At 71.9% G+C, this 25,987-nt stretch carries 27 protein-coding genes; 12 read left to right on the forward strand and 15 right to left on the reverse strand.

What is annotated here, in order from left to right:
- Positions 1-209: 209 nt before the first annotated feature.
- Positions 210-1,409: a glycerophosphodiester phosphodiesterase gene (locus ACFRFC_RS21680; protein WP_382687704.1), complete on the reverse strand. Its 1,200-nt coding sequence runs from the start codon at positions 1,407-1,409 to the stop codon at positions 210-212.
- A 347-nt stretch (positions 1,410-1,756) separates the two neighbouring features.
- On the opposite strand from ACFRFC_RS21680, the gene ACFRFC_RS21685 reads away from it, so the two are divergent.
- Positions 1,757-2,431, forward strand: a complete 675-nt coding sequence (locus ACFRFC_RS21685; RefSeq protein ID WP_382687706.1) for a lysophospholipid acyltransferase family protein — start codon at positions 1,757-1,759, stop codon at positions 2,429-2,431.
- A 257-nt stretch (positions 2,432-2,688) separates the two neighbouring features.
- On the opposite strand, the gene ACFRFC_RS21690 is transcribed toward ACFRFC_RS21685, so the two are convergent.
- From ACFRFC_RS21690 to argH, 4 genes are all read right to left on the reverse strand, one after another.
- Positions 2,689-4,305, reverse strand: coding sequence for an MFS transporter (locus ACFRFC_RS21690; protein WP_382687707.1), 1,617 nt, complete (start codon positions 4,303-4,305; stop codon positions 2,689-2,691).
- On the reverse strand, positions 4,302-4,853 hold the full coding sequence (locus tag ACFRFC_RS21695; RefSeq protein WP_382687709.1) for a TetR/AcrR family transcriptional regulator: 552 nt from the start codon (positions 4,851-4,853) through the stop codon (positions 4,302-4,304). The genes ACFRFC_RS21690 and ACFRFC_RS21695 overlap by 4 nt, the downstream gene beginning before the upstream one ends.
- 78 nt (positions 4,854-4,931) lie before the next feature.
- On the reverse strand, positions 4,932-5,903 hold the full coding sequence (locus tag ACFRFC_RS21700; protein WP_382687711.1) for an aldo/keto reductase: 972 nt from the start codon (positions 5,901-5,903) through the stop codon (positions 4,932-4,934).
- A 385-nt stretch (positions 5,904-6,288) separates the two neighbouring features.
- Entirely contained in the window at positions 6,289-7,722 is a 1,434-nt protein-coding gene (argH, locus tag ACFRFC_RS21705) for an argininosuccinate lyase (protein ID WP_382687713.1), read from the reverse strand.
- 150 nt (positions 7,723-7,872) lie between these two features.
- Here argH and ACFRFC_RS21710 point away from each other — a divergent pair, with 150 nt between their 5' ends.
- The 5 genes from ACFRFC_RS21710 (at position 7,873) to ACFRFC_RS21730 (ending at position 12,164) form a co-directional block, all read left to right on the forward strand.
- Positions 7,873-8,460: a pyridoxamine 5'-phosphate oxidase family protein gene (locus ACFRFC_RS21710; protein ID WP_382687715.1), complete on the forward strand. Its 588-nt coding sequence runs from the start codon at positions 7,873-7,875 to the stop codon at positions 8,458-8,460.
- 187 nt (positions 8,461-8,647) lie between these two features.
- Positions 8,648-9,358, forward strand: a complete 711-nt coding sequence (locus tag ACFRFC_RS21715) for a L,D-transpeptidase (RefSeq protein WP_382687718.1) — start codon at positions 8,648-8,650, stop codon at positions 9,356-9,358.
- A gap of 102 nt (positions 9,359-9,460) precedes the next feature.
- Positions 9,461-10,843 carry a ferric reductase-like transmembrane domain-containing protein gene (locus tag ACFRFC_RS21720; RefSeq protein ID WP_382687720.1) on the forward strand — a complete coding sequence of 461 codons (1,383 nt, stop codon included), beginning with the start codon at positions 9,461-9,463 and terminating at the stop codon, positions 10,841-10,843.
- An 81-nt stretch (positions 10,844-10,924) separates the two neighbouring features.
- Positions 10,925-11,368 carry an FMN-binding protein gene (locus ACFRFC_RS21725; protein WP_382687723.1) on the forward strand — a complete coding sequence of 148 codons (444 nt, stop codon included), beginning with the start codon at positions 10,925-10,927 and terminating at the stop codon, positions 11,366-11,368.
- 55 nt (positions 11,369-11,423) lie between these two features.
- Entirely contained in the window at positions 11,424-12,164 is a 741-nt protein-coding gene (locus tag ACFRFC_RS21730; RefSeq protein WP_382687957.1) for an FAD:protein FMN transferase, read from the forward strand.
- A gap of 153 nt (positions 12,165-12,317) precedes the next feature.
- On the opposite strand, the gene ACFRFC_RS21735 is transcribed toward ACFRFC_RS21730, so the two are convergent.
- Genes ACFRFC_RS21735 through argC form a run of 5 tightly spaced genes read right to left on the reverse strand, consistent with a single transcriptional unit; the run spans position 12,318 to position 17,178 of the window.
- Positions 12,318-12,857 carry an arginine repressor gene (locus tag ACFRFC_RS21735; protein ID WP_382687725.1) on the reverse strand — a complete coding sequence of 180 codons (540 nt, stop codon included), beginning with the start codon at positions 12,855-12,857 and terminating at the stop codon, positions 12,318-12,320.
- A 7-nt stretch (positions 12,858-12,864) separates the two neighbouring features.
- Positions 12,865-14,103, reverse strand: coding sequence for an acetylornithine transaminase (locus ACFRFC_RS21740; RefSeq protein WP_382687728.1), 1,239 nt, complete (start codon positions 14,101-14,103; stop codon positions 12,865-12,867).
- A complete protein-coding gene (gene argB / locus ACFRFC_RS21745) occupies positions 14,100-15,002 on the reverse strand; it encodes an acetylglutamate kinase (RefSeq protein ID WP_382687730.1) in 903 nt (300 codons plus the stop codon). The genes ACFRFC_RS21740 and argB overlap by 4 nt, the downstream gene beginning before the upstream one ends.
- Positions 14,999-16,153, reverse strand: coding sequence for a bifunctional glutamate N-acetyltransferase/amino-acid acetyltransferase ArgJ (gene argJ / locus ACFRFC_RS21750; RefSeq protein ID WP_382687732.1), 1,155 nt, complete (start codon positions 16,151-16,153; stop codon positions 14,999-15,001). The genes argB and argJ overlap by 4 nt, the downstream gene beginning before the upstream one ends.
- Positions 16,150-17,178: an N-acetyl-gamma-glutamyl-phosphate reductase gene (gene argC / locus ACFRFC_RS21755; protein WP_382687736.1), complete on the reverse strand. Its 1,029-nt coding sequence runs from the start codon at positions 17,176-17,178 to the stop codon at positions 16,150-16,152. Before argC ends, argJ begins: the two co-directional genes overlap by 4 nt.
- 296 nt (positions 17,179-17,474) lie before the next feature.
- Here argC and ACFRFC_RS21760 point away from each other — a divergent pair, with 296 nt between their 5' ends.
- The 3 genes from ACFRFC_RS21760 to ACFRFC_RS21770 all read left to right on the forward strand — a co-directional run bounded on the left by ACFRFC_RS21760 (position 17,475) and on the right by ACFRFC_RS21770 (position 18,918).
- Positions 17,475-17,984 (forward strand): GNAT family N-acetyltransferase, encoded by a 510-nt coding sequence (locus ACFRFC_RS21760; protein ID WP_382687740.1) that lies wholly within the window; start codon positions 17,475-17,477, stop codon positions 17,982-17,984.
- A gap of 83 nt (positions 17,985-18,067) precedes the next feature.
- Positions 18,068-18,433, forward strand: a complete 366-nt coding sequence (locus ACFRFC_RS21765; RefSeq protein ID WP_382687743.1) for an iron chaperone — start codon at positions 18,068-18,070, stop codon at positions 18,431-18,433.
- Between the two features lie 14 nt (positions 18,434-18,447).
- On the forward strand, positions 18,448-18,918 hold the full coding sequence (locus tag ACFRFC_RS21770) for a DUF6314 family protein (protein WP_382687745.1): 471 nt from the start codon (positions 18,448-18,450) through the stop codon (positions 18,916-18,918).
- On the opposite strand, the gene ACFRFC_RS21775 is transcribed toward ACFRFC_RS21770, so the two are convergent.
- The 3 genes from ACFRFC_RS21775 to ACFRFC_RS21785 form a co-directional block, all read right to left on the reverse strand.
- The gene (locus tag ACFRFC_RS21775) at positions 18,915-19,505 is read right to left on the reverse strand and encodes a histidine phosphatase family protein (protein WP_382687748.1); all 591 of its coding nucleotides are present in this window, start codon (positions 19,503-19,505) and stop codon (positions 18,915-18,917) included. The genes ACFRFC_RS21770 and ACFRFC_RS21775 overlap by 4 nt on opposite strands.
- Before the next feature lie 163 nt (positions 19,506-19,668).
- Positions 19,669-20,121 carry a GNAT family N-acetyltransferase gene (locus ACFRFC_RS21780; RefSeq protein ID WP_382687750.1) on the reverse strand — a complete coding sequence of 151 codons (453 nt, stop codon included), beginning with the start codon at positions 20,119-20,121 and terminating at the stop codon, positions 19,669-19,671.
- A gap of 10 nt (positions 20,122-20,131) precedes the next feature.
- Entirely contained in the window at positions 20,132-21,610 is a 1,479-nt protein-coding gene (locus ACFRFC_RS21785) for a PLP-dependent aminotransferase family protein (protein ID WP_382687753.1), read from the reverse strand.
- Here ACFRFC_RS21785 and ACFRFC_RS21790 point away from each other — a divergent pair.
- Together ACFRFC_RS21790 and ACFRFC_RS21795 are read left to right on the forward strand one after the other, a co-directional pair.
- The gene (locus ACFRFC_RS21790) at positions 21,609-22,526 is read left to right on the forward strand and encodes a DMT family transporter (protein WP_382687755.1); all 918 of its coding nucleotides are present in this window, start codon (positions 21,609-21,611) and stop codon (positions 22,524-22,526) included. The genes ACFRFC_RS21785 and ACFRFC_RS21790 overlap by 2 nt on opposite strands.
- A 135-nt stretch (positions 22,527-22,661) precedes the next feature.
- Complete coding sequence (locus tag ACFRFC_RS21795) at positions 22,662-22,862, forward strand: DUF1918 domain-containing protein (RefSeq protein ID WP_382687757.1); 201 nt, start codon at positions 22,662-22,664, stop codon at positions 22,860-22,862.
- Positions 22,863-23,005: 143 nt separating this feature from the next.
- On the opposite strand, the gene ACFRFC_RS21800 is transcribed toward ACFRFC_RS21795, so the two are convergent.
- Positions 23,006-24,238, reverse strand: a complete 1,233-nt coding sequence (locus ACFRFC_RS21800) for a glycoside hydrolase family 10 protein (RefSeq protein WP_382687760.1) — start codon at positions 24,236-24,238, stop codon at positions 23,006-23,008.
- Between the two features lie 196 nt (positions 24,239-24,434).
- On the opposite strand from ACFRFC_RS21800, the gene ACFRFC_RS21805 reads away from it, so the two are divergent.
- A complete protein-coding gene (locus ACFRFC_RS21805; protein ID WP_382687762.1) occupies positions 24,435-25,295 on the forward strand; it encodes a 3-hydroxybutyryl-CoA dehydrogenase in 861 nt (286 codons plus the stop codon).
- Here the strand turns inward: ACFRFC_RS21805 and ACFRFC_RS21810 are convergent.
- Positions 25,286-25,825 (reverse strand): NUDIX hydrolase, encoded by a 540-nt coding sequence (locus tag ACFRFC_RS21810; protein WP_382687764.1) that lies wholly within the window; start codon positions 25,823-25,825, stop codon positions 25,286-25,288. The genes ACFRFC_RS21805 and ACFRFC_RS21810 overlap by 10 nt on opposite strands.
- Positions 25,826-25,987: the final 162 nt, after the last annotated feature.

A 25,987-nucleotide genomic window follows, 5' to 3' on the forward strand; every position in this document is an offset into this window, starting at 1 on the left:
TCCCCGTGCTCCGCGAGCCGCAACCACCCGAGCGGGGAGGCGGCGCCGACATTCCGGATACTTGGAATATTCCGGGCCGGGTCTGCCCTGTGAGATACCCAACTCCCCCGCGACCGCCCGGAGCGTGATTGCCCCGGGCGGTGGTTCCTCACCCCCTCAGGGGTGTGTTCTCGTCAGGGGTGTGTCTCGTCAGCGGTGGGTCTCGGCCGTCAGCCGGCCTGGAAGTCCGCGCGGGCCAGCAGGCCGGTGTCCGGCTGGTCGGTGAAGACACCGTCGATGCCGGTGGCGAAGTACGTCCGGTAGAGGCCGAAGACATCGCCGTACGCGTCGGCGTCGGTGCCCTTGCGGAAGGCCGGGGGCAGGAACGGGTTCTCGTTGCGCAGGGTGTAGGGGTGCAGGATCAGGCCGACCTTGTGCGCGTCGGCGACCAGCGTGCTCGGCTCGGTCAGGTTGCCGGCGGCGTCCTTGGGGATGACCAGGTCCACGGTCGGGCCGATGCCGCCCGCGTAGGAGGCGATCTCGCGCAGGCCGGCCGGCTTGATCAGGTCGGCGACGGTCCGGGGGTCGCCGGAGTCCACGAAGTCGTACGGGCGGCTGCTCGCGCTGGAGAGCAGCACGACCAGCGGGTTGTCGACCAGCTTGTTCAGGCGCTGGATGCTGGTCGGCTCGAAGGACTGGAGGATGACCGGCGAGTTCGATTTGGCGCGCCCGTACTTGCGCAGCACGTTCGCGACCCGCTCCTCCAGGGCCAGTCCCTGCTTGCGGAAGTAGGTGGGGTGCTTCAGCTCGGGGTAGATCCAGACCTGCTTGCCGCGCTTACGGGTCTGCTCGTCCTGCCAGGTGAGCACCTCCTCGAAGGTGGGGATCTCCCAGCGGCCGTCGTAGAGGGTGTTGTGCGGGCGGTTGGCCGGAATGCGCTCGATGGCGCGCAGGGTCTTCAGCTCGGCGAGCGTGAAGTCCTCGGTGAACCAGCCGGTGGTGGCGTAGCCGTCCAGCAGCTTGGTCTTCTTGCGGTCGGCGAACTCGGGGTGGTCCGCGACATCCGTGGTGCCGCCGATCTCCGGTTCGTGGCGGCAGACCAGATGACCGTCCTTGGTGGGGACCAGGTCACCGGCCTCCACGATGTCGGCGCCCAGGTCCAGGGCCAGCTGGTAGGCGCCGAGGGTGTGCTCGGGGCGGTAGCCGCTGGCGCCGCGGTGACCGATGATCGTGGGCTTGGGCAGGTTCTTCAAGCCGTTGCCCGTCTGGCGGGCATCGGCGGCGCTCGCCGTGCCGGGCAGTCCGAGGACGGCCCCACCCGCGCCGAGCACGGCGGCGCCGAGCAGCGCCCGTCGTCCCGTGTACGCCTGGTTGTTCGCCTGGCTTCTCGCCGGGCTCTTCGCCTGCTCGTTCGGCTCCTGCGATCCCATCAGCGGCCTCCTCGCCGTCCGCTCCGCACCCCACCGGGGCGCGTCCCTCCGGCCGGGCGCCGGGTGGTGCGCGCCGATCGTAGGGTGGCGGACGTGACGGAAGGGGGGCGGTGGCCCGAACACATGGGTGACGGTGGATGTCGTACGGGCGGCCGGGTCTGACGGTGTGTCGAACGGGGCTCGTGGGTGAACTCAGGTGAACGCAGGTCAATAGTGCGTAAGAGGTTGATGAACCCGATGTGCGTTGGGCGGGTAACCGCGAGTATCGTCCTCACCTGCGCAGACTCATACGCACGGACGCATTACGCCACAAACCCATTTCGAAATTCTTGACACCGGAGGGCCCGTTGTCCCGCTTCGCGCTCATCAAGGCAGTGCTCGGACCGATCATGCGCCTGATGTTCCGCCCCCGGGTGGAGGGAGTGGAGCACATTCCCGGCGACGGCCCGGTGATTTTGGCCGGGAACCATCTCACGTTCATCGACTCGATGATTCTGCCGCTGGTCTGCGACCGTCAGGTGTTCTTCATCGGCAAGGACGAGTACGTCACCGGCAAGGGCCTCAAGGGCCGGGCGATGGCGTGGTTCTTCACCGGCGTCGGCATGATCCCCGTCGACCGCGACGGCGGCAAGGGCGGGGTCGCGGCGCTGATGACCGGGCGCCGGATCCTGGAGGAGGGGCGGCTGTTCGGCATCTACCCCGAGGGGACGCGCTCGCCCGACGGGCGGCTGTACCGGGGGCGAACGGGGATCGCGCGGCTGACGCTGATGACGGGGGCGCCGGTGGTGCCGTTCGCGATGATCGGCACGGATCGGATTCAGCCGGGGGGGTCGGGGATGCCTCGGCCGTGCCGGGTGACGGTGCGGTTCGGGGAGGCGCTGGAGTTTTCCCGGTACGAGGGGATGGACCGGGATCGGTATGTGTTGCGGGCGGTGACGGATTCTGTGATGACCGAGGTCATGCGGTTGTCTGGGCAGGAGTATGTGGATATGTACGCGACCAAGGCGAAGGACGCGGCGTAGGTTTTTTGGGGGGTGGGTTTCGGGAGGGGGAGGGGGGCGGTGGGGTCTGCGCATTCTTTCGTGCGGGTGCGTTGTGGCTTTGTCGCGCAGTTCCCCGCGCCCCTGGCGGTGGGGTGGTTGCGGCGGGTTTTGCCGTGCGGGCTCGTTGTGGTTGTTTGCGCAGTTCCCCGCGCCCCTTAGGGGGGTGGGGGTTTCGGTCGGCTCCGGCGCGCAGGGCCGTGGGTCTCTACGGCCCCGCGCGTCCGGTACCTGTTCGGTTATTCGGTGCCGCTCCTCATGTCGCCGGTGCTCTTGACGAATCCGGCGTCCGTCGGGGCCCCGGCGTTCTGCCACTCCTCGGCGGTCACCGGCTCGCCGGCGCTCTCCAGTCGGGCGCCGCGTAGCAGGAACCATGCCGCCACCGAGGCGGCCAGCAGGACCGCCGCGCCGATGCCGGCCGCCATGGTGAGGCCGTCGACGAAGGAGTTGCGGGCCGAGTCGAGGAGTTGGTCCGCCGTCGCGGGCGGCAGTCCCGCCGCCGCCTCGACCGCGCCGCCGAGCGACTCATGGGCCGACTCCGGGGTGCCCGGCGGGGCCGGGAAGCCGCGGTAGACGCCGGTCACGATGGAGCCGAGCAGGGCGATGCCGAGGGCCGCGCCCAGTTCGTACGCCGTCTCCGAGACCGCCGAGGCCGCGCCCGCCTGCTCCTTCGGTACGGAGGCGAGGATCACGTCCGCCGTGACGGTGAACGCGAAGCCCGCGCCGATACCGACGACCAGCAGGGCGGCGCCGAGCAGCGGATAGCCGGTGGACTGGTCGAGGAAGGACAGCGTGCCCAGGGCGAGGCCGACGGCGGCGAGACCGCCGGAGACCACGGACCGCACCGAGAAGCGCCGGGCCGCCGTACCGGCGATCAGACCGGCCGCCACCGCGCCGACCGCCGCGGGCAGTTCGGCGAGGCCGGCCTCCAGGGGCCGCCTGCCCTGCACCAGCTGGAGGTACTGCGACAGGAAGAAGACCAGGCCGGCCATGCCCAGGATGGTCAGCAGATCGGCGAGGACCGCGCCGCTGAAGCCGCGGTTGCGGAACAGCCGTACGTCCAGCAGCGGGGCCGGGAGCGTGAACTGCCGGCGGACGAAGCCGTACAGCGCCGCCGCGCCGAGCAGGCCCGCCGCCAGGGTGCCCCACGCGAACCCGTGGCTGGCCGCCTCCTTGATCGCGTACACCACGCCGATCATGCCGACCAGCGAGAGCACGACGCTGGCCATGTCCCAGGGGCCGGGCCTCGGATTGCGGGACTCGGGGAGCATCTTGGCGCCGACCAGGACCAGGACCGCCATCACGGGCAGGTTGATCAGGAAGACCGAGCCCCACCAGAAGTGCTCCAGCAGGAATCCGCCCATGATCGGGCCGATCGCCATACCGGCGGAGGCGGTGGCGCCCCAGATGCCGATGGCGAGGCTGCGCTCGCGCGGGTCGTGGAAGATGTTGCGGATCAGGGCGAGCGTGGCGGGCATCAGGGTCGCGCCCGCGACTCCGAGCAGGGCCCGCGCCACGATCAGCAGTTCCGGCGAGGTCGCGTAGGCGTTGAGCACGGACACCGCGCCGAACGCGGTCGCGCCGATCAGCAGGATCTTCTTGCGGCCGATACGGTCGCCGAGGCTGCCCATGGACACCAGCAGACCGGCGATGACGAACGAGTAGACGTCACCGATCCACAGCAGCTGGTTGCCGGAGGGGCTGAGATCCTCGCTGATGTACGGGGTGGCGAGGCCGAGGACGGTCGCGTCGACGGCCACCAGCAGAACGGCGAGCACCAGGACGGACAGCGCCAGCCAGCGTCCGGGGCGCTTCACGGCCTCGGTGGCACTCGCCGGCCGCAGGGTGCTGCTCATGATTGCGTTCTCCGTATCGCTCCGCCGAGCAACAGCTCGACGATCATGGTTTCGAAGTCTTTGGCGGCGACCCTGCCGTCCATGACGGCCCAGGCGGCGGAGCCCACCAGCCCGTAGAGGGCCTCGGTGAGCCAGACGGCCGAGAGGTCGATGCGGAACTCTCCGCTGTCCTGGCCACGCCGGAACAACGCGGAGATCCGCGCGTCGAGCCGCTCCCATCCCGCATTGCGCTCCTCGCCCTCGAAGAGCTGGTTCTCGGTGACGAGGAAGCCGAGCAGACCGGCCGCCGGTTCGATCTCGCGGATCAGCCGGCGTACGGCGTCGCTCGCGTTGCCGTCGGCGAGCCGGGCCCGGTCCAGCGCGGCCTCGCACTCACCGAGGCCCAGCGTCTCCAGGGCGCGGACCAGGGCGTCCCGGCCCGCGAAGTGCCGGTGCAGGGTGGCGCGGCTGATGCCCGCGGCCTTGGCGACCTCGTCCATGGTCGCGGTGGCTCGGTGGGTCAGCAGGGCTGCGGCACTGCGCAGCACGTGGTCACGGTCGACAGCCATGAGACGACCATAACCCATATGAGACATTCTTGTCTCATTCAGGGGGTGGGGAGGCCGCCCATCCGCAGCCGGGGCAGGTCAGTGCCAGGGCAGTCGGGACCGCTCCGACCAGTATGTTTCCGGGTTCTCGGCGAGCTGGGCGAGGCGGGCGAGCTGGTCCTCGTCCAGGTCCACGAGGGGTGCGTGGAGGTTGGCGGCGAGCTGGGCGACGGTCGCGGCGCCGGACAGCACGACCCCGGCCCACGGCCGGCGCAGGACGAGGGCGAGGGCGACCGCGTCACAGCCGTGGGAGGTCTCCTCGGCGACCGCCCGCATGGCCTCGGGGGCGTGCGGCTGCGCGAGCCGGCCGTTGGCCATGGCCTCCTTGACGATCACCGTCAGACCGGCGTCGTGCGCCTCCGTGAGCGCGGGCCCGGCCGAGGTCTCCAGCGCGTTGTAGGTCGCCTGCACGGTACGGAAGAGGCGCTCGCCGGCGACCGTGATGTCCAGGGCGGCCCGGATCGCGTCGGCCTGGGCGGGGCCGCTGGTGGAGAAGCCGACGGTGACGCCCCCGGCGGCGGCCTCGGCCAGCGCGGTGTGCAGGGCGCGGTCGGTGAGGGCGGGGCTGTCCGGGGTCACCGAGTGGATCTGGTAGAGGTCGAGCCGGTCGCCGAGCAGGGCGGCGGTCTCCGCGCGCTGGCGTTCGTAGGCGGCGAGGCTGTGGTCCTTGACCTCGTGGCGGTCGGCGTCGATGGTCCAGTCGGCGGTGTAGGTGTAGCCCCATTTGCTGCCGATGACCACGTCGTCGATGCCGGGGTTGGCCGTGAGCCAGTCGGCGAGGAACTCCTCCGCCCGGCCGTAGGAGCGGGCCGTGTCGAAGTAGCGGACGCCCTGGGCGTGGGCGGCGGTGAGGAGGTCGTGGGTGCGGGTGCGTAGGGCTTTGGCGGTGCGGTGCTCTCCGAGGGTTTGGGCTCGGTCGAGGGTGAGGTAGGCGGGGCGGCCTACCGCGGCCAGGCCCAGGCCGATGTGGGCGGTGGGGGTGGTTGCCTTTGCCAGGCGGGCGAAGGGCATCGGGGGCTCCGGGGGTTGGCGTCGGTCTCGGTCAACGTAACCCCTTGCGTGGAGTTGGGCGGGGTGGGGTGGGGCGGGGCAGGGGGTGGGGGGTGGGGGTGGTTCGCCGGGTGCGGGTGGTGTGTGGTTGCTCGCGCAGTTCCCCGCGCCCCTAAGAGGACCGGCGGTCCGGCCCCCCGCAACTAAGCAGCACCCGGCGTCCCCGCCCCCGCAGCACCCGGCGTCCCCGTCCCCGCAGCACCCCGCGCCCCCGCAACCACGCTGCACCCCGCGTCCCGCGCCCCGAAAAGACCGGCGTCCCGGCCCCCTCCACCGGGCAGCACCCGGCGCCCCGCACCCCCCAAGCGCCCGATCCCCCCACCCCCCAACCCCCCGGCGTCGCCGCTCAGGCCCCCTGTTTGGCCTGGGCCCATTCGTGTTGGCGGGTCACGTTCGTCTTCAGTTCCGCCAGTTGGATGGCTACCGCCGTGGGGGCCGTGCCGCCTCGGGCGTTGCGGGAGGCGATGGCGCCGGGGACGTTGAGGACCGTGCGGACCTCGGGGGTGAGGTGGGTGGAGATCTTGGCGAACTGCTCGTCGGTGAGGTCGGCCAGTTCCTTGCCCTCGGCCTCGGCGGCCTTGACGCACTCGCCGGCCACCTCGTGCGCGACGCGGAACGGGACGCCCTGCCGGACCAGCCACTCGGCGATGTCGGTGGCCAGGGAGAAACCGGCCGGGGCCAGTTCCTCCAGGCGCTCGCGGTGGACGGTGAGGGTGGCCATCATGCCGGTGAAGGCGGGGAGCAGGATCTCCAGCTGGTCGATGGAGTCGAAGACCGGCTCCTTGTCCTCCTGGAGGTCCCGGTTGTAGGCGAGCGGGAGAGCCTTGAGGGTGGCCATCAGGCCGGTGAGGTTGCCGATGAGGCGGCCGGACTTGCCCCGGGCCAGCTCGGCGATGTCCGGGTTCTTCTTCTGCGGCATGATCGAGGAGCCGGTGGAGAACGCGTCGTGCAGCGTCACGAAGGAGAACTCCTTCGTGTTCCAGATGATGACCTCCTCCGCGATCCGGGAGAGATTCACCCCGATCATCGCGGTGATGAACGCGAACTCGGCGGCGAAGTCCCGGGAGGCCGTGCCGTCGATGGAGTTGGCGGCGCTGCCGTGCTCGAAGCCGAGGTCCTTCGCCACCGCCTCCGGATCCAGGCCCAGGCTGCTGCCCGCGAGCGCGCCGGAGCCGTACGGCGAGACGGCCGTGCGCTCGTCCCACTGGCGCAGCCGCTCGGCGTCCCGGGACAGGGACTGGACATGGGCGAGGACATGGTGGGCGAAGAGCACCGGCTGGGCGTGCTGGAGGTGGGTCCGGCCGGGCATCGCCGTGTCGGGGTGGGCCTCGGCGAGGCCGACGAGGGCGTCCTGGAGATCGGCGATCAGGCCGCCGACCGTACGGGCGTGATCCCTCAGGTACATCCGGAAGAGGGTCGCCACCTGGTCGTTGCGGGAGCGGCCCGCGCGCAGCTTGCCGCCGAGGTCGGGGCCGAGCCGCTCCAGGAGCCCACGCTCCAGGGCGGTGTGCACGTCCTCGTCGGCGATGGTGCCGGTGAAGGAGCCGTCGGCGACATCCGCTTCCAGCCGGTCCAGCCCGGCGATCATGCGGGTCAGCTCGTCGTCGCTGAGCAGCCCCGCCTTGTGCAGCACACGCGCGTGGGCGCGGGATCCCGCGATGTCATAGGGCGCGAGCCGCCAGTCGAAGTGGACGGACGCGGACAGCTTCGCCAGCGCCTCGGCGGGACCGTCGGCGAAACGGCCGCCCCAGAGCCGGACGTCCTTGCTGTTGCTGCTCACTTGCTTCGCTCCTCACACTGCGTTCGCCGGTCGGTGCACGACTCCACATGACCACTCCTGCACGACCCTGCATGAGTATGCAGAGTCCCGTATGAATAGTCAATTCAATCCCATTGCCGCAGAGGTCGTTAGGCTGAATAATCTTTAGGCGTGGGAAAGACATATGAGCGCATTGACGGCAGACTCCGTACGTTCATCGAAGAGCAGCCGCTCTTCTTCACCGCGACCGCCCCGCTGTCCGGCGAGGGTACGGTCAATCTCTCTCCCAAAGGCCTCAAGGGCTCCTTCGTCATCCTCGACGAGCTGACGGTGGCGTATCTCGATTTCGCCGGGTCGAACGCCGAGACCATCGCGCATCTGCGTGAGAACGGCCGGATCACCCTGATGTGGTGCGCCTTCCAGGGGCCGCCGAACATCGTCCGGCTGCACGGCCACGGCGAGCCGGTCTTCCGGGACGACCCCCGCTTCCCCGGCCTGCTCGCCCGCTTCCCGGACATCGACGCCACCCGGCACGGGCTGCGCGCGATCATCGTCGTGACGGCCGATCTCCTGCGCGACAGCTGTGGTTACGCCGTTCCGCTGATGACGTACGACGAGGACCGCGAGTTGCACGGGCGGCGCTTCGCGCGCGAGGACGACGACTCGCTCGACGCGTACTTCCACAAGAAGGACCACATCGCCAGCAGCCTGGACGGCCTGCCGGGGCTGCCGCTCCCGCTCCCGCCGACACCCATATAGCCAGGCACCCGCAGAGCCGGGCACACATACAGCCAGGCACCCGCCGAGCCGGGCACACATACAGCCGGGCACCCGCAGAGCCAGGCACCCGTACAGCCGGGGGCCGTTGCGGCGGGCCGGTCACGCGGTGCACTCGAACGGGTCACCCGCACTGCCACCGTCCCCCCGCTCCCCTAGCGTCGGCGCCATGCGCCCCACCCTCGCCGCCGCCCTCGCCCTCATCACCTCCGCCGCCCTCCTGGGCATGGCCCCGCCCGCCCCCGAGGAGCCACCGCCACTGCCCGCCACGCTGGCCGACACCGGGGGCGGCGATCAGCTGATCACCGCCGTGGCACCGGCGACCGGCTCCACCACCGGCACCGTCACCTGGTGGGACCGGCGCGACGGCGACTGGGTGGAGGCGGGCTCGGCGCCGGCCCGGTTCGGGGCCAACGGGCTGGTCGAGGGCGGCACCCGCAAGCAGGGCACCAACACCACCCCCACCGGGCTGTACGACCTCCCGTACGCCTTCGGCATCGAGCCGGCGCCGACCGGGACGACGTACACCTACCGGCCGGTGCGGCAGGAGTCCTGGTGGTGCCAGGACAACGACTCGGCGGACTACAACCGCTGGAGCGAGCCGCGCGCCGCCGACTGCCGGGCCGGGCACGCGGAACATCTGGTCACCTACGGCACGCAGTACGCGTACGCCCTCGTCATCGGCTTCAACTACCACACGCCGGTGCGCGGGCGCGGTGCCGGGATCTTCCTGCACGTCAACGGCAGCGGCCCGACGGCCGGTTGTGTGTCCGTGCCCGCCGACGCGATGCGCGCGATCCTCACCTGGGCCCGCCCGGAGGCCCGGCCGCACATCGCGGTCGGCACGCAGGACGGCACGACGGCGATCACCCGTTACTGAGCCGCGCCCACCTGCCGCCGCTCTGAACGGTGCGCGGGCGCCGCACGTATCTCTGGGCCGAGGGACCACGACACACCCGTTGCCCCCGTCCCCGGAGGAACCGTGACCAGCACGCTCGCAGGCGGCCGTGCCGCCCGGCGGCAGACCATGCGCCGCATCCGCCCGCGCCGCTCCCCCGCCGTCCCGCTGCTGCTCGCGGTGGGGGCGGGTGCCGCCGCCGTGCTGTGGCTGTGGTGGGGCAACACGCCCTCGATCGGCGACGACACCGGCCGGATCATCAACGCGGGCCGGATCACCGGACTGCTCGCGGGCTATCTGATGGCGCTGGTGGTGCTCCAGATGGCCCGGGTGCCCGCGCTGGAACGGCGGGTCGGCTCGGACCGGGTGGCCCGCTGGCACGCGATGACCGGCCGCTACACCCTGTGCCTGGTCCTCGCCCATGTCGTCCTCATCATGTGGGGCTACGCCCGCCAGGCGGGCCTCGGCCTCACCGGCATCGTCCGCCAGACCACCGACTCCGTCACCCACCTCCCCGACCTGGGCAAAGCGGCGATCGGCACCGCCCTGCTGCTGCTGATCGGCCTGGTCTCGATCGGCGGGGTGCGGCGCAGGATGCCGTACGACACCTGGTACCACGTGCATCTGATGACGTACGCGGCGGTGTTCCTGACGTTCTGGCACCAGATCTCCACCGGCAACGACTTCGCCGTGCAGCCGCTCGCGAAGACGTTCTGGTACGGGCTGTACGGGGTGGTCAGCGCGCTGGTGATCTGGTTCCGGATCCTCACCCCGATCCGGCTGAACCTGCGCCACCGGATGCGGGTCGAGGCGGTGATCGAGGAGACGCCGGGGATCGTGTCGGTGCTGATCGGCGGGCGCAGGCTGCACCGGATGGGCGCGGAGGCCGGGCAGTTCTTCCGGTGGCGGTTCCTGGCGCCGGGGATGCGGTTCAGCTCCCACCCGTACTCGCTGTCGGCGGCGCCCCGGCCGGATCTGCTCCGGATCACCGTGAAGGCGATCGGTGACCACAGCGCCGGGCTGCGCGGGCTGCGGCCCGGGACGCGCGTGTGGGCGGAGGGTCCGTACGGCGCCCTGACCGCCTCCCGGCGCAGCCGGGGCAAGGTGCTGCTGGTGGCGGGCGGGGTCGGCATCACTCCGATGCGGGCACTGTTCGAGACGCTGCCCGGTGCGGCCGGTGACATCACCCTCCTCTACCGGGCCACCACCACCCAGGACCTGGCCCTGTGGGACGAGCTGTCCGCCATCGCCGACGAGCGCGGCGCCCGCCTGATGTACGCCGTCAACAGCCCGGACGGGGCCCGCCCCGACATCTCCGCGGAGACCCTCCGGGGCAAGATCCCCGACATCGACCGGCACGACGTCTTCCTGTGCGGGCCCCCCGGCTTCGCGCGGTCGGTGTACGAGGCGCTGCGCGGCGCGGGTGTCCCGGCCCGCCGCATCCACCACGAGTCGTTCGCGATGTGAGCGAGGGCCCCCTCAGGGCCCCTGCCCCGCCTTCTTCCCCTTCGTCCCCCTCCCCGACGGGTCATCAGGAGACCGGCAACCATGAAGAAGAGACACCCCGTCCGGCGTGCCGTGCTCGCCACCGCGGCCACCGTGTCCGGCATCGTGCTGCTGCTGTCGCTGAAGCCGGGCTCCGACCCCGGCGCGGCGGCCGACGCCCGGTCACCCGCCGCGGGCGGTCAGTCGGCGCAGGGCGGCGCCCAGCCCACCGGCGGCTCCACGGTCACCGGCACCCCCGCGCAGACCCAGTACGGCCCGGTGCAGGTCCGGATCACGGTGAGCGGCGGGAGGATCACCGGGGCGGAGACCGTCCAGGCGCCCAGCGGCGGCCAGAGCACGCAGGTCACGGCGGACGCCGTACCGAAACTGAACCAGGCGGCCGTGGCGGCGGGCAGCGCCCGGATCGACGCCGTGTCCGGGGCGACCTACACCAGCGCCGGGTACAAGGAGTCCCTCCAGTCGGCGCTGGACCAGGCCGGTGGCTGAGCCGGTGGCCGGATCCGCGCCCGCGCCCGGCGTCGTACGGCACGCGGAGGAGGTCATGGGCACCGTGTTCTCCCTCGATGTGCGCGGTGGTGAGCCGGACGCGGTCCATGCCGCCGTGCGGGAGGTGGTCGCCGGGCTGCATCGGGTCGACGCGGTGTTCAGCACGTATCGCGAGGACAGTCAGGTGTCGCGGCTGGCGGCGGGGGAACTGACGGTCGGGCGGTGCGATCCGGAGGTGGCCGAGGTGCTGGCGCTGGGGGCGGAGGCGGAGCGGGTGAGCGAGGGGTGGTTCAGCACGCGGTACCGGGGGCGGCTGGATCCGACCGGGATCGTGAAGGGCTGGGCGGTGCGGCGGGCCGCGCTGCGGTTGAGGGCGGTGGAGGGGGTGGTGGGGGTGAGTGTGAACGGCGGCGGCGATGTGCAGTTGCTGGGCGTGCCGGGCGCCGACCGTCCCTGGCGGGTGGGGGTCGCCGACCCGCTGCGTCCCGGGGGGCTCGCGGCGGTCGTCTCGGCGGCGGGCCTGCCGGAGCTGGCGGTCGCGACGTCGGGGACGGCGGAGCGGGGTGCGCACATCGTGGATCCGCGCACGGCGAGGTCGGCGGTGACCGATCTGGTGGCGGTGACGGTGGTCGCCCCTGACCTGACCTGGGCGGACTGCTGGGCGACGGCGGCGTTCGCGATGGGGTCGCGGGCGGGGCTGGGGTGGCTGGAGGGCCTCCCGGGCGTGGAGGCGCTGCTGATCACGGCGGGGGACGAGGTGCGGTGCACGGGGGGACTGGCGGCGCGGCTGGGCTGAGGCGGGGGGCGTGTCGCTCACCCGCGCCGGCGGGGTGCCTCCAGCTACGGCACCAAGAGACGCAGGCGACGGCAACGCCTCTAGGGGCGCGGGGAACTGCGCGACCAGCCACCGACCACCCGCACCCGGCAACGCACCGGCCAACCCCCCACCTCACCCCCCGTTCTGAGCCAACCGCAGCATGTGGTCCGCCAGGGCCTGCCCCCCGTCGGCCCGACGGCTGATCAGCAGCAGCGTGTCGTCACCGGCGATGGTCCCCAGGATGTCGTGCAGCTCGGCCTGGTCGATGGCCGAGGCGAGGAACTGGGCCGCACCCGGCGGCGTACGCAGGACCACGAGGTTCGCGGACGCCTCCGCGGAGATCAGCAGCTCCGCGGACAGCCTCCGCATCCGCTCCTCCTTCGCCGACTCCCCCAGCGGCGCCCGAGGCGTACGGAACCCGCCCTCGCTCGGCACCGCGTAGATCAGATCCCCGTCGTTGTCCCGGATCTTCACGGCGTTCAGCTCGTCGAGGTCCCGGGACAGGGTCGCCTGGGTGACATGCAGCCCGTCGTCCGAGAGCAGCTTCGCCAGCTGGCTCTGCGACCGCACGGGCTGCCGGTTGAGGATGTCCACGATCCGCCGGTGCCGCGCGGTCCGCGTCTGCGGCACCGCGGACCCGGCCGCCTGCTCATGGTCCTGCGCCTGACTCATCGTCGTCTCATTCCCCGGACACTAGTCCCTCGGACACCAGTTCCTCGGATCGTGCGTCATCGCCGGCCGCGTCGAGAACCCCGGGCAGCGCCCGCAGCAGCGCCGCCACGTCACCGTCCCCGGTGTTCAGCGGCGGCATCAGCCGTACGACATCGGGGGCGGGCGCGTTGACCAGGAAACCGGCGTCCTGGGCCGCCTGCTGCACCCGCGGCGCGAGCGGCCTGGTGAGCACGATACCCAGCAGCAGGCCCGCACCCCGGACATGGGCGACCAGCGGATGCCCGAGCGCCTCGATCCCGTCCCGCAGGCTCTCGCTCTGCCGCTTGACGTTCGCCAGCAGCCCGTCAGTCGCGATGGTGTCGAGAACGGCGAGCCCGGCCGCGCAGGCGACGGGGTTGCCGCCGAACGTCGTACCGTGCTGGCCCGGCTGGAGCAGCTCCGCGGCCCGCCCGAAGGCGATGGTCGCGCCGAGCGGCAGCCCGCCCCCGAGCCCCTTGGCGAGGGTGACGACATCGGGCAGCACACCTTCGTGGGCCTGGTACTCGAACCAGTGTCCGGTACGGCCGACCCCCGTCTGCACCTCGTCCAGGACGAGGAGACTGCCGCTCGCCGCCGTGATCGCGCGGGCCGCCTTCAGATAGCCCGGCGGCGGGACGACGACCCCGTTCTCGCCCTGGATCGGCTCGATGATGACGAACGCCGTGTTCTCGGTGACGGCGGCGGCCAGCGCCTGCGCGTCGCCGTAGGGCACATGGGTGACATCGCCGGGCAGCGGCAGGAAGGGTTCCTGTTTGCCGGGCTGGCCGGTGAGGGCGAGGGCGCCCATGGTGCGGCCGTGGAAGCCGCCGTCGGTGGCGACCATATGGGTGCGCCCGGTCAGCCGCCCTATCTTGAACGCGCCCTCGTTGGCCTCGGCGCCGGAGTTGCAGAAGAACACCTTGCCGTCCCGGCCGAACAGCTGGAGCAGCCGTTCGGCGAGCGCGACGGGCGGTTCGGCGACGAACAGGTTGGAGACATGCCCGAGGGACGCGATCTGCCGGCTCACCGCCTCGACGATCGCCGGGTGGGCGTGGCCGAGCGCGTTGACCGCGATGCCGCCGACGAAATCGACGTACTCGGTGCCGTCGGCGTCCCAGAGCCGGGTGCCCTCGCCGCGGACGAGGGGCAGCCGCGGGGTGCCGTAGTTGTTCATGAGCGCGCCTTGCCAGCGCGAGGTCAGCTCAGCATTGCCCGCGATGTCGGTCACGGCTCCCCCTGTCCGTCGGGCACGACCATCGTGCCGATGCCTTCATCCGTGAAGATCTCCAGCAGGATCGAGTGCTGGACCCGTCCGTCGATGACCCGGGCGGTGGTGACGCCGTTGCGGACGGCGTGCAGACAGCCCTCCATCTTCGGCACCATCCCGGCGGACAGGTCGGGCAGCAGTTTCTCCAGCTGGGTGGCGGTGAGCCGGCTGATCACCTCGTCACTGTGCGGCCAGTCCTCGTAGAGTCCCTCGACGTCCGTGAGGACCATGAGGGTCTCGGCGCCCAGCGCCGCAGCGAGTGCCGCAGCCGCCGTATCAGCATTGACGTTGTAGACATGTCCGTCGTCCTGACTGCGGGCGATGGAGGAGACGACCGGGATACGGCCGTCGGCGAGCAGGGCCTCGATCGCGCCCGTGTCGATCTCGGTGATCTCGCCGACCCGCCCGATGTCGAGAAGTTCGCCGTCGACGCGGGGCCGGTGCTTGGTGGCGGTCATGGTGCGGGCGTCCTCGCCGGTGATGCCGACGGCGAGCGGCCCGTGCTGGTTGAGCAGCCCGACCAGCTCGCGCTGGACCTGTCCGGCCAGCACCATCCGTACGACGTCCATGGCCTCCTCGGTGGTGACGCGCAGGCCGGCCTTGAACTCGCTGACGATGCCGTGCCGGTCGAGGGCGGCGCTGATCTGCGGGCCGCCGCCGTGCACGACGACCGGTTTGAGGCCGGCGTGCCGCAGGAAGACGACGTCCTGCGCGAAGGCGGCCTTCAGTTCCTCGTCCACCATGGCGTTGCCGCCGAACTTGATGACGACGGTCCTGCCGTGGTGCCGGGTCAGCCAGGGCAGGGCCTCGATGAGGATCTGCGCCTTGGGCAGCGCGGTGTGCTTGCGGGTGCCGCTCATGACGAGTACGCGCTGTTCTCGTGGACGTAGTCGGCGGTGAGGTCGTTGGTCCAGATGGTGGCGGTGTCGGAACCGGCGGCGAGGTCGGCGACGATGTGCACCTCGCGGAAGCGCATGTCGACCTGGTCGCGGTCCTCGCCGACACCGCCGTTCTTGCACACCCAGACGCCATTGATGGCGACGTTGAGACGGTCGGGCTCGAAGGCGGCGGCGGTCGTGCCGATGGCGCTGAGCACCCGGCCCCAGTTGGGGTCCTCGCCGTGGATGGCGCACTTGAGGAGGTTGTTACGGGCGATGGAGCGCCCCACCTCCACGGCGTCGTCCTCGCTCGCCGCGTTGATCACCTCGACCCTGATGTCCTTGCTGGCGCCCTCGGCGTCCCGGATCAGCTGCTGCCCGAGGTCGTCGCAGAGCGCCCGTACGGCCTCGGCGAACTCGGCGTGGTCCGGGACGATCCCGGAGGCGCCGGACGCCAGCAGCAGGACGGTGTCGTTGGTGGACATGCAGCCGTCGGAGTCGACCCGGTCGAAGGTGGTCCGGGTGGCGGCGCGCAGCGCCCGGTCCAGCACGTCGGCTTCGAGGTCCGCGTCGGTGGTGAGCACGACGAGCATGGTGGCGAGGCCGGGGGCGAGCATCCCGGCCCCCTTGGCCATGCCGCCGACGCTCCAGCCGTCCTTGGCCACCACGGACGTCTTGTGCACACTGTCGGTGGTCTTGATGGCGATGGCGGCCTTCTCGCCGCCGTGCTCCGAGAGCTGTCCGGCGGCCGCCTCGACGCCCGGCAGCAGCTTGTCCATGGGCAGCAGCAGGCCGATCAGCCCGGTGGAGCACACCGCGACCTCACCGGCGCTGTGCCCGTCGAGGACCTCGGCGACCTTCTCGGCCGTGGCATGGGTGTCCTGGAACCCCTTGGGCCCCGTGCAGGCGTTGGCGCCACCGGAGTTGAGGATCACGGCGCTGACCCGGCCGCCCTTGAGCACCTGCTCCGACCAGAGCACCGGGGCGGCCTTGACCCGGTTGGAGGTGAAGACGCCCGCGGCGGCCCGGCGCGGCCCGGTGTTGACCACGAGGGCCAGATCCGGATTGCCGTTCTCCTTGATCCCGGCGGCGATGCCCGCAGCGGTGAACCCTTGTGCTGCCGTGACACTCACGGTGCGACTCCGATCGTGGAAAGCCCGGTCGTCTCATCGATCCCCAGGGCGATGTTCATGCTCTGAAGGGCGCCTCCCGCGGTGCCCTTCGTCAGGTTGTCGATGGCGCTGATCGCGATGATGCGTCCGACGGCCGCGTCGTACGCGACCTGCACCTGAACGGCGTTGGAACCCTGGACGGACGCGGTGGCGGGCCACTGCCCCTCGGGCAGCAGATGGACGAACGGCTCGTCGGCGAACGCCTTCTCGTAGGCGGCCCGCACGGACTCGGCGCCGGCCCCGGGGCGGCCCTTCACATTGCAGGTGGCGAGGATGCCGCGGGACATGGGCGCGAGGGTGGGCGTGAAGGAGACGGACACCCGCTCACCGGCGACCGCGCTGAGGTTCTGGATCATCTCGGGGGTGTGCCGGTGGCCGCCGCCGACGCCGTAGGGCGACATGGAGCCCATGACCTCGGAGCCGAGCAGCTGCGCCTTGGGCGCCTTGCCCGCCCCGGAGGTGCCGGAGGCGGCCACGACCACGGCCTCGGACTCGGCCAGCCCGGCGGCGTACGCCGGGAACAGGGCGAGCGAGACGGCCGTCGGGTAGCAACCGGGCACCGCGACGCGCTTGGACCCCTCCAGCGCGGCGCGGGCACCCGGCAGTTCGGGAAGGCCGTACGGCCAGGTCCCGGCATGCGCGGAACCGTAGAAACGCTCCCAGTCGGCGGCGTCCGTCAGCCGGAAGTCGGCCCCCATGTCGATCACGAGAACGTCCGGCCCGAGCTGCTCGGCGACCGCGGCGGACTGCCCGTGCGGCAGGGCCAGAAACACCACGTCATGCCCGGCGAGCACGTCGGCACTGGTCTCCTGGAGCACCCGCTCCGCCAGCGGCAGCAGATGCGGCTGAAGCCCCCCGAGCCGCTGCCCGGCGTTGGAGTGCCCGGTCAGCGCGCCTATCTCGACCCCGGGGTGCGCGAGCAGCAGCCGCAGCAGCTCCCCGCCCGCGTACCCGCTCGCCCCGGCCACCGCCGCACGTACCGTCATGGAAACCCTCCTCATGGATGGCATGACTATACGCAGCGCTGCACGTTTATGCAATCACGTCCAGGTCGGGAGGCGGCGGAGTGATAAGCTGCCCGGCGTTCGTATCTGATCGAGAGACCGAGGAAGTGGGGAGGTGGGGTTGATGACCGCGCACCAGGCCACTGCCATGTGCTCCGCCCGGACCACCCTCACGTCCCGGGCCGTGGCCTGACCTCATCCGGATCCGCCTCGCTGGGAGCGTGAGCTCGCGGGGCACCCCCGATACGAACCGATCATGAAACGGATCTCCATCCATCGTGAGCATCAACTGGATCACGCGCGCCGAGACCGGCGCCGACATCCCCGCCCTTCGTGACATCAGCCTCGCCGCGTTCGACACTCCGCTGGAGGCGGACCTCATCGACGCCCTGCGTGCCGACCCGTCGTGGATCGACGGACTGTCCATCGTGGCCACCGGCCCCGACGGCGGGCCCATCGGTCACGCGCTGCTGACCCGCTGCCACATCGGCGACACCCCGGCCCTGTGCCTGGGCCCCGTCGCCGTCCGGCCCGAGCACCAGGGGACCGGCGCGGGCTCCGCCGCGATCCGCGCCGCGCTGCGGGCCGCCAAGGAACGGGGCGAGCACTTCGTCACCGTCCTCGGACACCCGGCGTACTACCCGCGGTTCGGCTTCAGCCGGGCCTCGGAGCACGGCATCAGCCTCACCATCGACGTCCCGGACGAGGCCATGATGGCCCTCACCCTCGACGCCGAGCACCCGCTGCCCAGCGGCACGGTCCGCTACGCGGCACCGTTCGGCATCTAAGGCCCCAGCTGGTGGAAAGCCGCGTGCCGGGGTGCCATCGCGCCCCGGCACCGCGGTTCTCGACCGCGCAGTACGCTCGCCCCATGGTGCAGAGCGAGGCGCGGACCGTCGAGGCGTATCTGGACGAGGCGCGGGAGTCGCAGCGGGCGGCCCTGGTCCGGCTGCGTGAACTGTGCCGCGGCGAGCTGGCCGGGTTCGGTGAGGTGATGGCGTACGGGATGCCCGCCTATACGCGGGACGGGACCGCCGAGATCGCGTTCGCCGGGCAGCGGCAGTACATCTCGCTCTATCTCATGCGGCCCGATGTGCGGGACGCCTTCGCAAAGCGGCTGGCCGGGCAGGACATGGGCAAGGGGTGTCTGCGCTTCCGCCGTCCCGACCGGATCGACTACCCGCTGGTGCGGGATCTGCTCCGGGCGACGGCGGCCTCTCCCGGGCCGGTCTGCTGACCGGGAGGCCCGCGATGGGTGAGTTCTGGGCGGTGCCGAACCCGCTGGCGTATCTCGCCGGGCGCTGGCGCGTCGAGCGGACCGTGCGGGATCTCGGCGGCGGCGACGAGGGCCGGTTCACCGGCACGACCGTCTTCGAGGCGCTGGCGGGCGGCGGGCTGCTGCACCGGGAGTCGGGGACGTTCGTGTGGCAGGGCGTGGCCCGGCCCGCCGAGCGGACCCTGCGCTTTCTGCCGGGGGCCATGCCGGGGACAGCCGATGTGCGGTTCGCGGACGGACGGCCCTTCCACGACCTGGATCTGCGCACCGGGCGGCACACCGCCGGCCATCCCTGCTCCGCCGACCTGTACCGCGGCGAGTTCACCGTCACCGACGCCGATCACTGGCGCACCCTCTGGCGGGTGGGCGGCCCGGCGAAGGATCTGCTGCTGGTCACCGGGTACGCGCGGGAGCCGGGCGACGGCGATGACCTTGGCACCGGCTAGCTCGGTGATCTGGCCGCCGTCCCGTCGAAGCGCAGGTTCCAGCGGCCCGAGTGGCCGGTGAGCGTCGTGGTCGACAGGGGGCGCACGTCGATGTTCCAGTAGCTCGCGGGTGGTGCCTTCAGGGCGTAGACCAGGGCCGCGCGGATCACCGACGGCTCGGCCACGGCGACGATGTACACGCCGTCCTCGAACGGGCGGGTGTCCAGCCAGCCGCCGACCCGGGTGATGAAGGAGATCAGGGACTCGCCGCCGTGCGGTGTGCCGCGCGGGTCGGACAGCCAGGCGTCGACCGCCTGTGGCTCCCGGGCCATCGCCTCGCCCAGCGTCAGCCCGCGCCAGCGGCCCATGTCGCAGTCGCGCAGCGCGGGCTGCACCAGCGGGGCGTAGCCGAGGGCGTCACCGGTCGCGCGGCTGCGCGGGGTGGGCGAGCAGTACCGCAGCTCGGCGGCGGCGAGCGGCACCAGTTCATGGGCGGCGCGCTGTACCTCGGCCCAGCCGGCCTGATCGAGCGGCCGGTCGTCCTGGAAGGTCTCGGCGAGCAGTGGTGAGTTACGGGCGGCGGCGACGAAGGTGACCCGAATGGCCATGCGGGGATGGTGTGCCTGGAGTGTGCCCAGGTCAAGGGGGGAATTGCTATGAGCTACCGTCGGTGCGCAAGGGTTTACCGGGAGGTAAGGATCAGCCGGGCATTCGCCCTGAAACCACCCTCACCCTTCACCCCTTCACCCCTCACCCCTCACCACTCACCCCTCACCCCTCCAGCATCAGCGCCATCCACTGGTCCGGCCGCTCCAGTTCCCGGAAGCCCAGCTTCCCGTACACCCCGTGGGCGTCGTGGGTCGCGAGCAGCACCCGCCGTACGCCGTACGACCGCAGCTCCTCCCGTACGGCGGCCACCAGGGCCGTGCCGAGGCCCTTGCCGCGGGCCGGGCGGTCCACGTAGACGTCGCACAGCCAGGCGAAGGTGGCCCGGTCCGTGACGACACGGGCGTAGGCGGCCAAGGCGCCGGACGCGGTCTCGTACACGCCGAAGTTGAGGGAGCCGGCGATGGCCCGGTCCTGGACGTCGCGAGCGCGGCCGAGGGCCCAGTACGCGTCGGTGGAGAGCCAGTGGTGCACCCGCGCCGCGTCGAGGCGGGCGGGGTCGGTGGAGATCTCGTAGCCCTCGGCGAGGCCGGTGGGGGTGGTGACGATGTCGGTCATGGCGGGATCCTCACAGCACGGCCGGACCGTGTCGAACAAATTGCGGCGCCGGGCGGCCGAGGGCCTCGTCGAAGGCGGCGCGCAGCCGCCTCAGTCCTTCGGCGATCTCCTCGGTGCCGCTGACCGCGGCGAAGCTCAGCCGGACGTGGGCGGCGGTGGGTTCGGCGCTGAAGTAGGGACGGCCGGGGGTGAAGGCGACGCCCGCGCGCAGGGCGGCGGACTGGAGGACCGGCTCGTCCAGTCCGTCGGGCAGGCGCAGCCAGAGGTGGTAGCCGCCGGACGGGATGTGCGGGAGGGCGAGTTCGGGCAGCCGCAGGGCGAGGCCCGCGGTCATGGCGTCGCGGCGGGCGCGGAGTTCGGTGGACAGGGTGCGCTGGTGGCGGGGCCAGGCGGGCGAGCCGACGAGTTCCAGGGCGGCCTCCTGGAGCGGGCGGGGCACGAAGAAGGTGTCGACGATCTGGATGGCGCGCAGCCGTTCCAGGACCGGCCCGCGTGCGGCGAGGGCGCCGACCCGGAAGCTGGGCGAGGTCGCCTTGGTGAGCGAGCAGACATGCACGACGACGCCGTCGGGGTCGTCGGCGGCCAGCGGACGCGGCAGCGGCCCGGAGTCCTCGTGCGGCAGCCGTCGTACGAAGTCGTCCTCCACGACGAACGCGCCCGCCTCGCGGGCGATGCGCAGCACCTCGGGGCGGCGGTCGGCGGCGAGGACCGCGCCGGTGGGGTTCTGGAAGAGCGGCTGGCAGACGAACACGCGGGCGCCGGTGGCCCGGAAGGCGTCGGCGAGCAGGTCGGGGCGCACGCCGTCCCGGTCGACCGGGACGGGCACCGGGCGCAGTCCGGCCGCGCGGGCGATGGCGAGCATGCCGGGGTAGGTGGGCGACTCGACCAGGACCGGTGCGCCGGGCGGGGCGAGCGCGCGCAGGGCGGTGGTCAGCGCGGACTGGCCGCCCGAGGTGATCAGCACATCGGCGGCGGTGACGGTGTCGCCGATGCCCCGCGCGAACCACTCCCGCAGCTCGGGCAGCCCGTCCAGCGGCGGCCGGCCCCAGACGCCGGGCCGGCGGCCCGCCCGGGAGAGCGCGGCGGCCATGGCCCTCTCCGGCTGGAGCGAGGGGTGCGGGTAGCCGCCGCTGAACTCGATCACCCCGGGCGGCGGCGCGGCCAGACAGACGGTGACACCGGAGGCGTCGACCGTGCGCGGTACGAGGTCGGCGGCGCCGTCGGCGCTGAGCGCGACCTCCTGCCAGGAGGTGTCGCCGGTCGCGGCGAGCGGGGTGCGCGGCCGGGCGCGGTAGGCACCGGCGCCGGGCCGGGTCACCACCAGTCCCTCGGCGGCGAGCTGCGCGAGGGCGCGGGAGACGGTCACCGGGCTGACCCGGAACCGCTCGACGAGCGCCCGGCTCGACGGGAGCTTTCCACCTGGCGAGTAGCGGTTCACTTCTTTGCGCAGCTGATTCGCCAGATCCACCACACTGCTACTCTCATTCATGAGAGCACAGGATAGCGCTATCGCGTCCGCCCCGATAGCGGTGAGCGGCGCCCCGGGCCGCGCGAGCCACGGCACCTTGTTGGCCGCGCTGGGCGTCGTCGCCTTCTCCCTCACCTTTCCCGCCACCGCCTGGGGCCTTCAGGGGTTCGGGCCCTGGTCGCTGTCGGCCGTGCGCTGTGTCCTCGCGGCGGTCATCGCCGGGGGCTGTCTGCTGGCGCTGCGCGTCCCGCTGCCGGACCGGGCGCACTGGCCGGGGCTCGCGGTGGTGGCGGGCGGTGTCGTGATCGGCTTCCCGCTGCTGAGCACGCTGGCGCTGGAGACCTCCAGCACCTCGCACGCCGCCGTCGTGGTGGGTCTGCTGCCGCTGACGACGGCCCTGATGTCCGCCCTGCGGATGGGCACCCGGCCCTCGCGCACCTTCTGGTGGGCGGCGGTGACCGGCGCGGCGGCGGTGATCGCCTTCACCGTCCAGCAGAGCGGGGGCGCGCTGTCCACGGCCGACCTGTATCTCTTCGCGGCGCTGCTGGTGTGCGCGGCCGGGTACGCCGAGGGCGGGCGGCTGGCCCGCCGGATGCCGGGCTGGCAGGTGATCGGCTGGGCGCTGGTGCTGTGTCTGCCGCTCGCGCTGCCGGCCTCGGTGATCATGCTGGCGGCCGAGCCGGTGCGGCTGACCGCGCACAGCGTGGCCGGGCTGCTGTGGGTGGCGGCGGGCTCGCAGTTCCTCGGGCTGGTGGTCTGGTACCGGGGCATGGCCGCCATCGGCATCCCCAGGGCCAGTCAGTTGCAGCTCGCCCAGCCGCTGCTCACACTGGTGTGGTCGGTGCTGCTGCTGGGCGAGCACCTGACACCGGCCGCCCCACTGACGGCCGCGGCGGTGCTCGTGTGCATCGCCGTCACGCAGCGGGCTCGCGGCTGAACGACACAGGGCGGCCGGTGGTGAGCGGGCGCGAGCCGGTTCCGGTCCGCGCTCCCGACCGTAGGCACCCGGCCGTACGGCCGTAGACTCGACACCACGGACCGCTGCTCCCGCAACAGCGTGAGGAGGCCCCAGATGCGTGCAACCGAGGGCGACCAGCTTGTCCAGCACGGCAGGGTGGTCGGCCAGAACGACAAGGTCGGCGAGATCGTCGAAGTGCTCGGCCAGGGCGGTCAGCCGCCGTACCGGGTCCGCTTCCAGGACGGCCACGAGGGCGTCTGCTCCCCGGGCCCCGACACCGAGATCCGGCACCGGGAAGCGACCCCGGGCCGCTGACCCGCCGGACCACCTGCCCGGCCCATCAACCCCACCGGAAATCTCCGGCCGACGGGCCCGACGGGCGCGCGAAGAAATACACCGCCCACCACGGACCCGCGGGCCGGGGATACCAACCACCCACCGGAACCCCCCACCTCACCTCACCGCACCACCACCCCACTCGCCCGCCCATAATGCTCGGCGCTCACCCGAGCCATCGCCCCCACCGGATCCGCCGCCACCTCCTTCGCGGCGAAGAACACATGCCCGCTCACCTGCGCGTACTGCGCGGCGAGCGTCAGATGCCGGGACAGTTCGGCCGGGTCCTGCCAGGCCGCCGCCTGTGCCGGGTCGCCCGCGCGATACAGCGCCTCCCCCACGTACAGCTTCGTACCGCTGCCCTCGGCGACCTTGGCCCACCAGGGCACCAGCTTGGCGTAGTCGGCGGCGGAGTTGCCGATGTGCCAGTACAGCTGGGGGCAGATGTAGTCGATCCAGTTCTCGCGGACCCAGCGCCGGGTGTCGGCGTAGATGTCGTCGTACGACTGCATGGCCCGGGTGTCCGAGCCCAGCGGGTCGGTGGCGGCGTTGCGCCACACGCCGAACGGGCTGATGCCGAACCGGACGCCCGCCCGGGTCCGCCGGATCCCGGCGGCCATGTCGCGCACCAGCCGGTTGATGTTGTCGCGCCGCCAGTCGGCGCGGGTCGCGAAGGCCCCGCCGTGGGCGGCATGGGCGCTGTCGTCGTCGAAGACCTGCCCGGCCACCGGGTACGGGTAGAAGTAGTCGTCGAAGTGGACGGCGTCCACCGGATACTTGGCGACCGCGTCCAGCATCGCCTCCTGGACGAAGGCGCGGACCTCGGGCAGTCCGGGGTTGTAGTAGAGCTTGCCGCCGTAGGCCACCACCCAGTCCGGATTGCGGCGGGCCGGATGGGTGGCGATGAGCTTGCCCGGGTCGGTGTGCATGGCGACCCGCAGCGGATTGCACCAGGCGTGCAGTTCCAGCCCGCGCGCGTGCGCCTCCGTCACGGCCGTGCCCAGCGGGTCCCAGCCCGGGTCCTTGCCCTGCGTGCCGGTCAGGAACTGCGACCAGGGTTCGTACGGCGACGGCCACAGGGCGTCCGCGCAGGGCCGCACCTGGAACATCACCGTGTTGAGCCCGGCCGCCACGGCCCGGTCGAGATGGGCGAGGAGTTCGGCGCGCTGCTGTGCCGCCGTCAGCCCGGTGCGCGAGGGCCAGTCGCGGTTTACGACCGTGGCCAGCCATACGCCCCGCATCTCACCGTCGGCGGCGGGCCGCCCCCGGCTGCCGGGCACGGCCCGCGCCTGGCCCGAGGTCACCAGGACCGACAACGCGGCCAGTGCGAACGTCCGTCGGGACAGCCGTCCCATGACTTCCACCTCCGTGACTTCCCCCGTACCCTGCGGATCCGTCCGGTCACGGACCGCGTTCGCACCCCAGGATGCCCGCAGCCGCCCGCACCCCGGCGATCGATCATCGATCCGGGCGGGTAACGTGCACGAACGGAGCAGGGAGCCGGGACCGTCGGCACGGTTCCGGTCGGCGCGGAGCAGCGAAGGGGACGATGTGAGCGACATCGAGCGGGTCGGAGTGGTCGGCTGCGGACAGATGGGCGCGGGCATCGCGGAGGTGTGCGCCCGGTCCGGACTGGACGTCAAGGTCGCCGAGACCACCGGCGAGGCTCTGGAGATCGGCCGGACCCGGCTGTTCAACTCCCTGACGAAGGCCGCCGAGCGCGGCAAGCTCACGGAGCAGGAGCGGGACGCCACGCTGGCCCGGCTCAGCTTCACCACCGATCTGGGCGAGTTCGCCGACCGTGATCTGGTGATCGAGGCCGTCGTCGAGAACGAGCAGGTCAAGACCGAGATCTTCCAGGTCCTGGACCAGGTGGTGAGCCGCCCGGACGCGATTCTCGCCTCCAACACCTCCTCGATCCCGCTGGTCCGGCTGGCGGTGGCCACCTCGCGCCCGGACCAGGTGGTCGGCATCCACTTCTTCAACCCGGCCCCGGTGCAGCAGCTGGTGGAGCTGATCCCGGCGCTCACCACGTCCGAGGGCACGCTCTCCCGGGCGCAGCTGTTCGCCGAGAAGACCCTCGGCAAGCACGCCATCCGCGCCCAGGACCGCTCCGGCTTCGTGGTCAACGCGCTGCTGATCCCGTATCTGCTCTCCGCGATCCGGATGTTCGAGTCCGGCATCGCCAGCCGCGAGGACATCGACAACGGCATGGAGCTGGGCTGCGCCCACCCGATGGGCCCGCTGAAGCTGTCCGACCTGATCGGCCTGGACACCGTGGCCTCGGTCGCGTACTCGATGTACGAGGAGTTCAAGGAGCCGCTGTACGCCGCTCCCCCGCTGCTCCAGCGGATGGTGGACGCGGGCCGACTGGGCCGCAAGAGCGGCTCGGGCTTCTACAGCTACGGCTGACCGCCGAGCCGCAGATGATGCAGTAACAGCAGCGCCGCCGCCATGTTGGCGGCCGGCACCTCACCACGGGCCACCAGGTCGGGGACCAGCTTCAGCGGCACCCACTCCCGCCGGTCCGACTCGAAGTCGTCCATCGGATGGCCGATGTACTCGCCCTCCTCGGCCCAGTAGATGTGGTGCCGGGCGTCGGTGAGCCCGTTGGACGGCTCCACGCTCATCAGATGGCGCAGCGGCCCGGGGCGCCAGCCGGTCTCCTCCTCCAGTTCCCTGGCGGCGGCCTGCGCGATGTCCTCGCCGTCCTCGACCACACCGGCGGCCAGTTCCCACCCCCAGCTGTCGGTGATGAAGCGATGGCGCCACAGGAGCAGCACCTCATTGGCCTCGTTGACGACGGTGGCCACGGCGACGGGCCGCAGCCGGATCAGGAAATGGTCGAGATGCCGCCCGTCCGGCAGCTCGACATCCGCGAGATTTACGCTGAACCAGCGGTTTTCATACACAGTTTGTTCATTCTGTTTCGTCCACTGCACGGTTCTGCCACCTTCCGCTGAGTAAGGGGCAATATCGCAGCAGGAGCGTTCCGGCAGCAGGCGCAAAAGGAGCGGCTCACGATGCAACGGCGGGCGCGCGACGACGCCCGGCAATGGCCAAAAAGCGCGCCCCACGGACCATCGGGGGCGCGCTCCCACCAT

Origin of the sequence: Streptomyces sp. NPDC056734, assembly GCF_042790455.1 — a bacterium.
Taxonomy (GTDB): domain Bacteria; phylum Actinomycetota; class Actinomycetes; order Streptomycetales; family Streptomycetaceae; genus Streptomyces.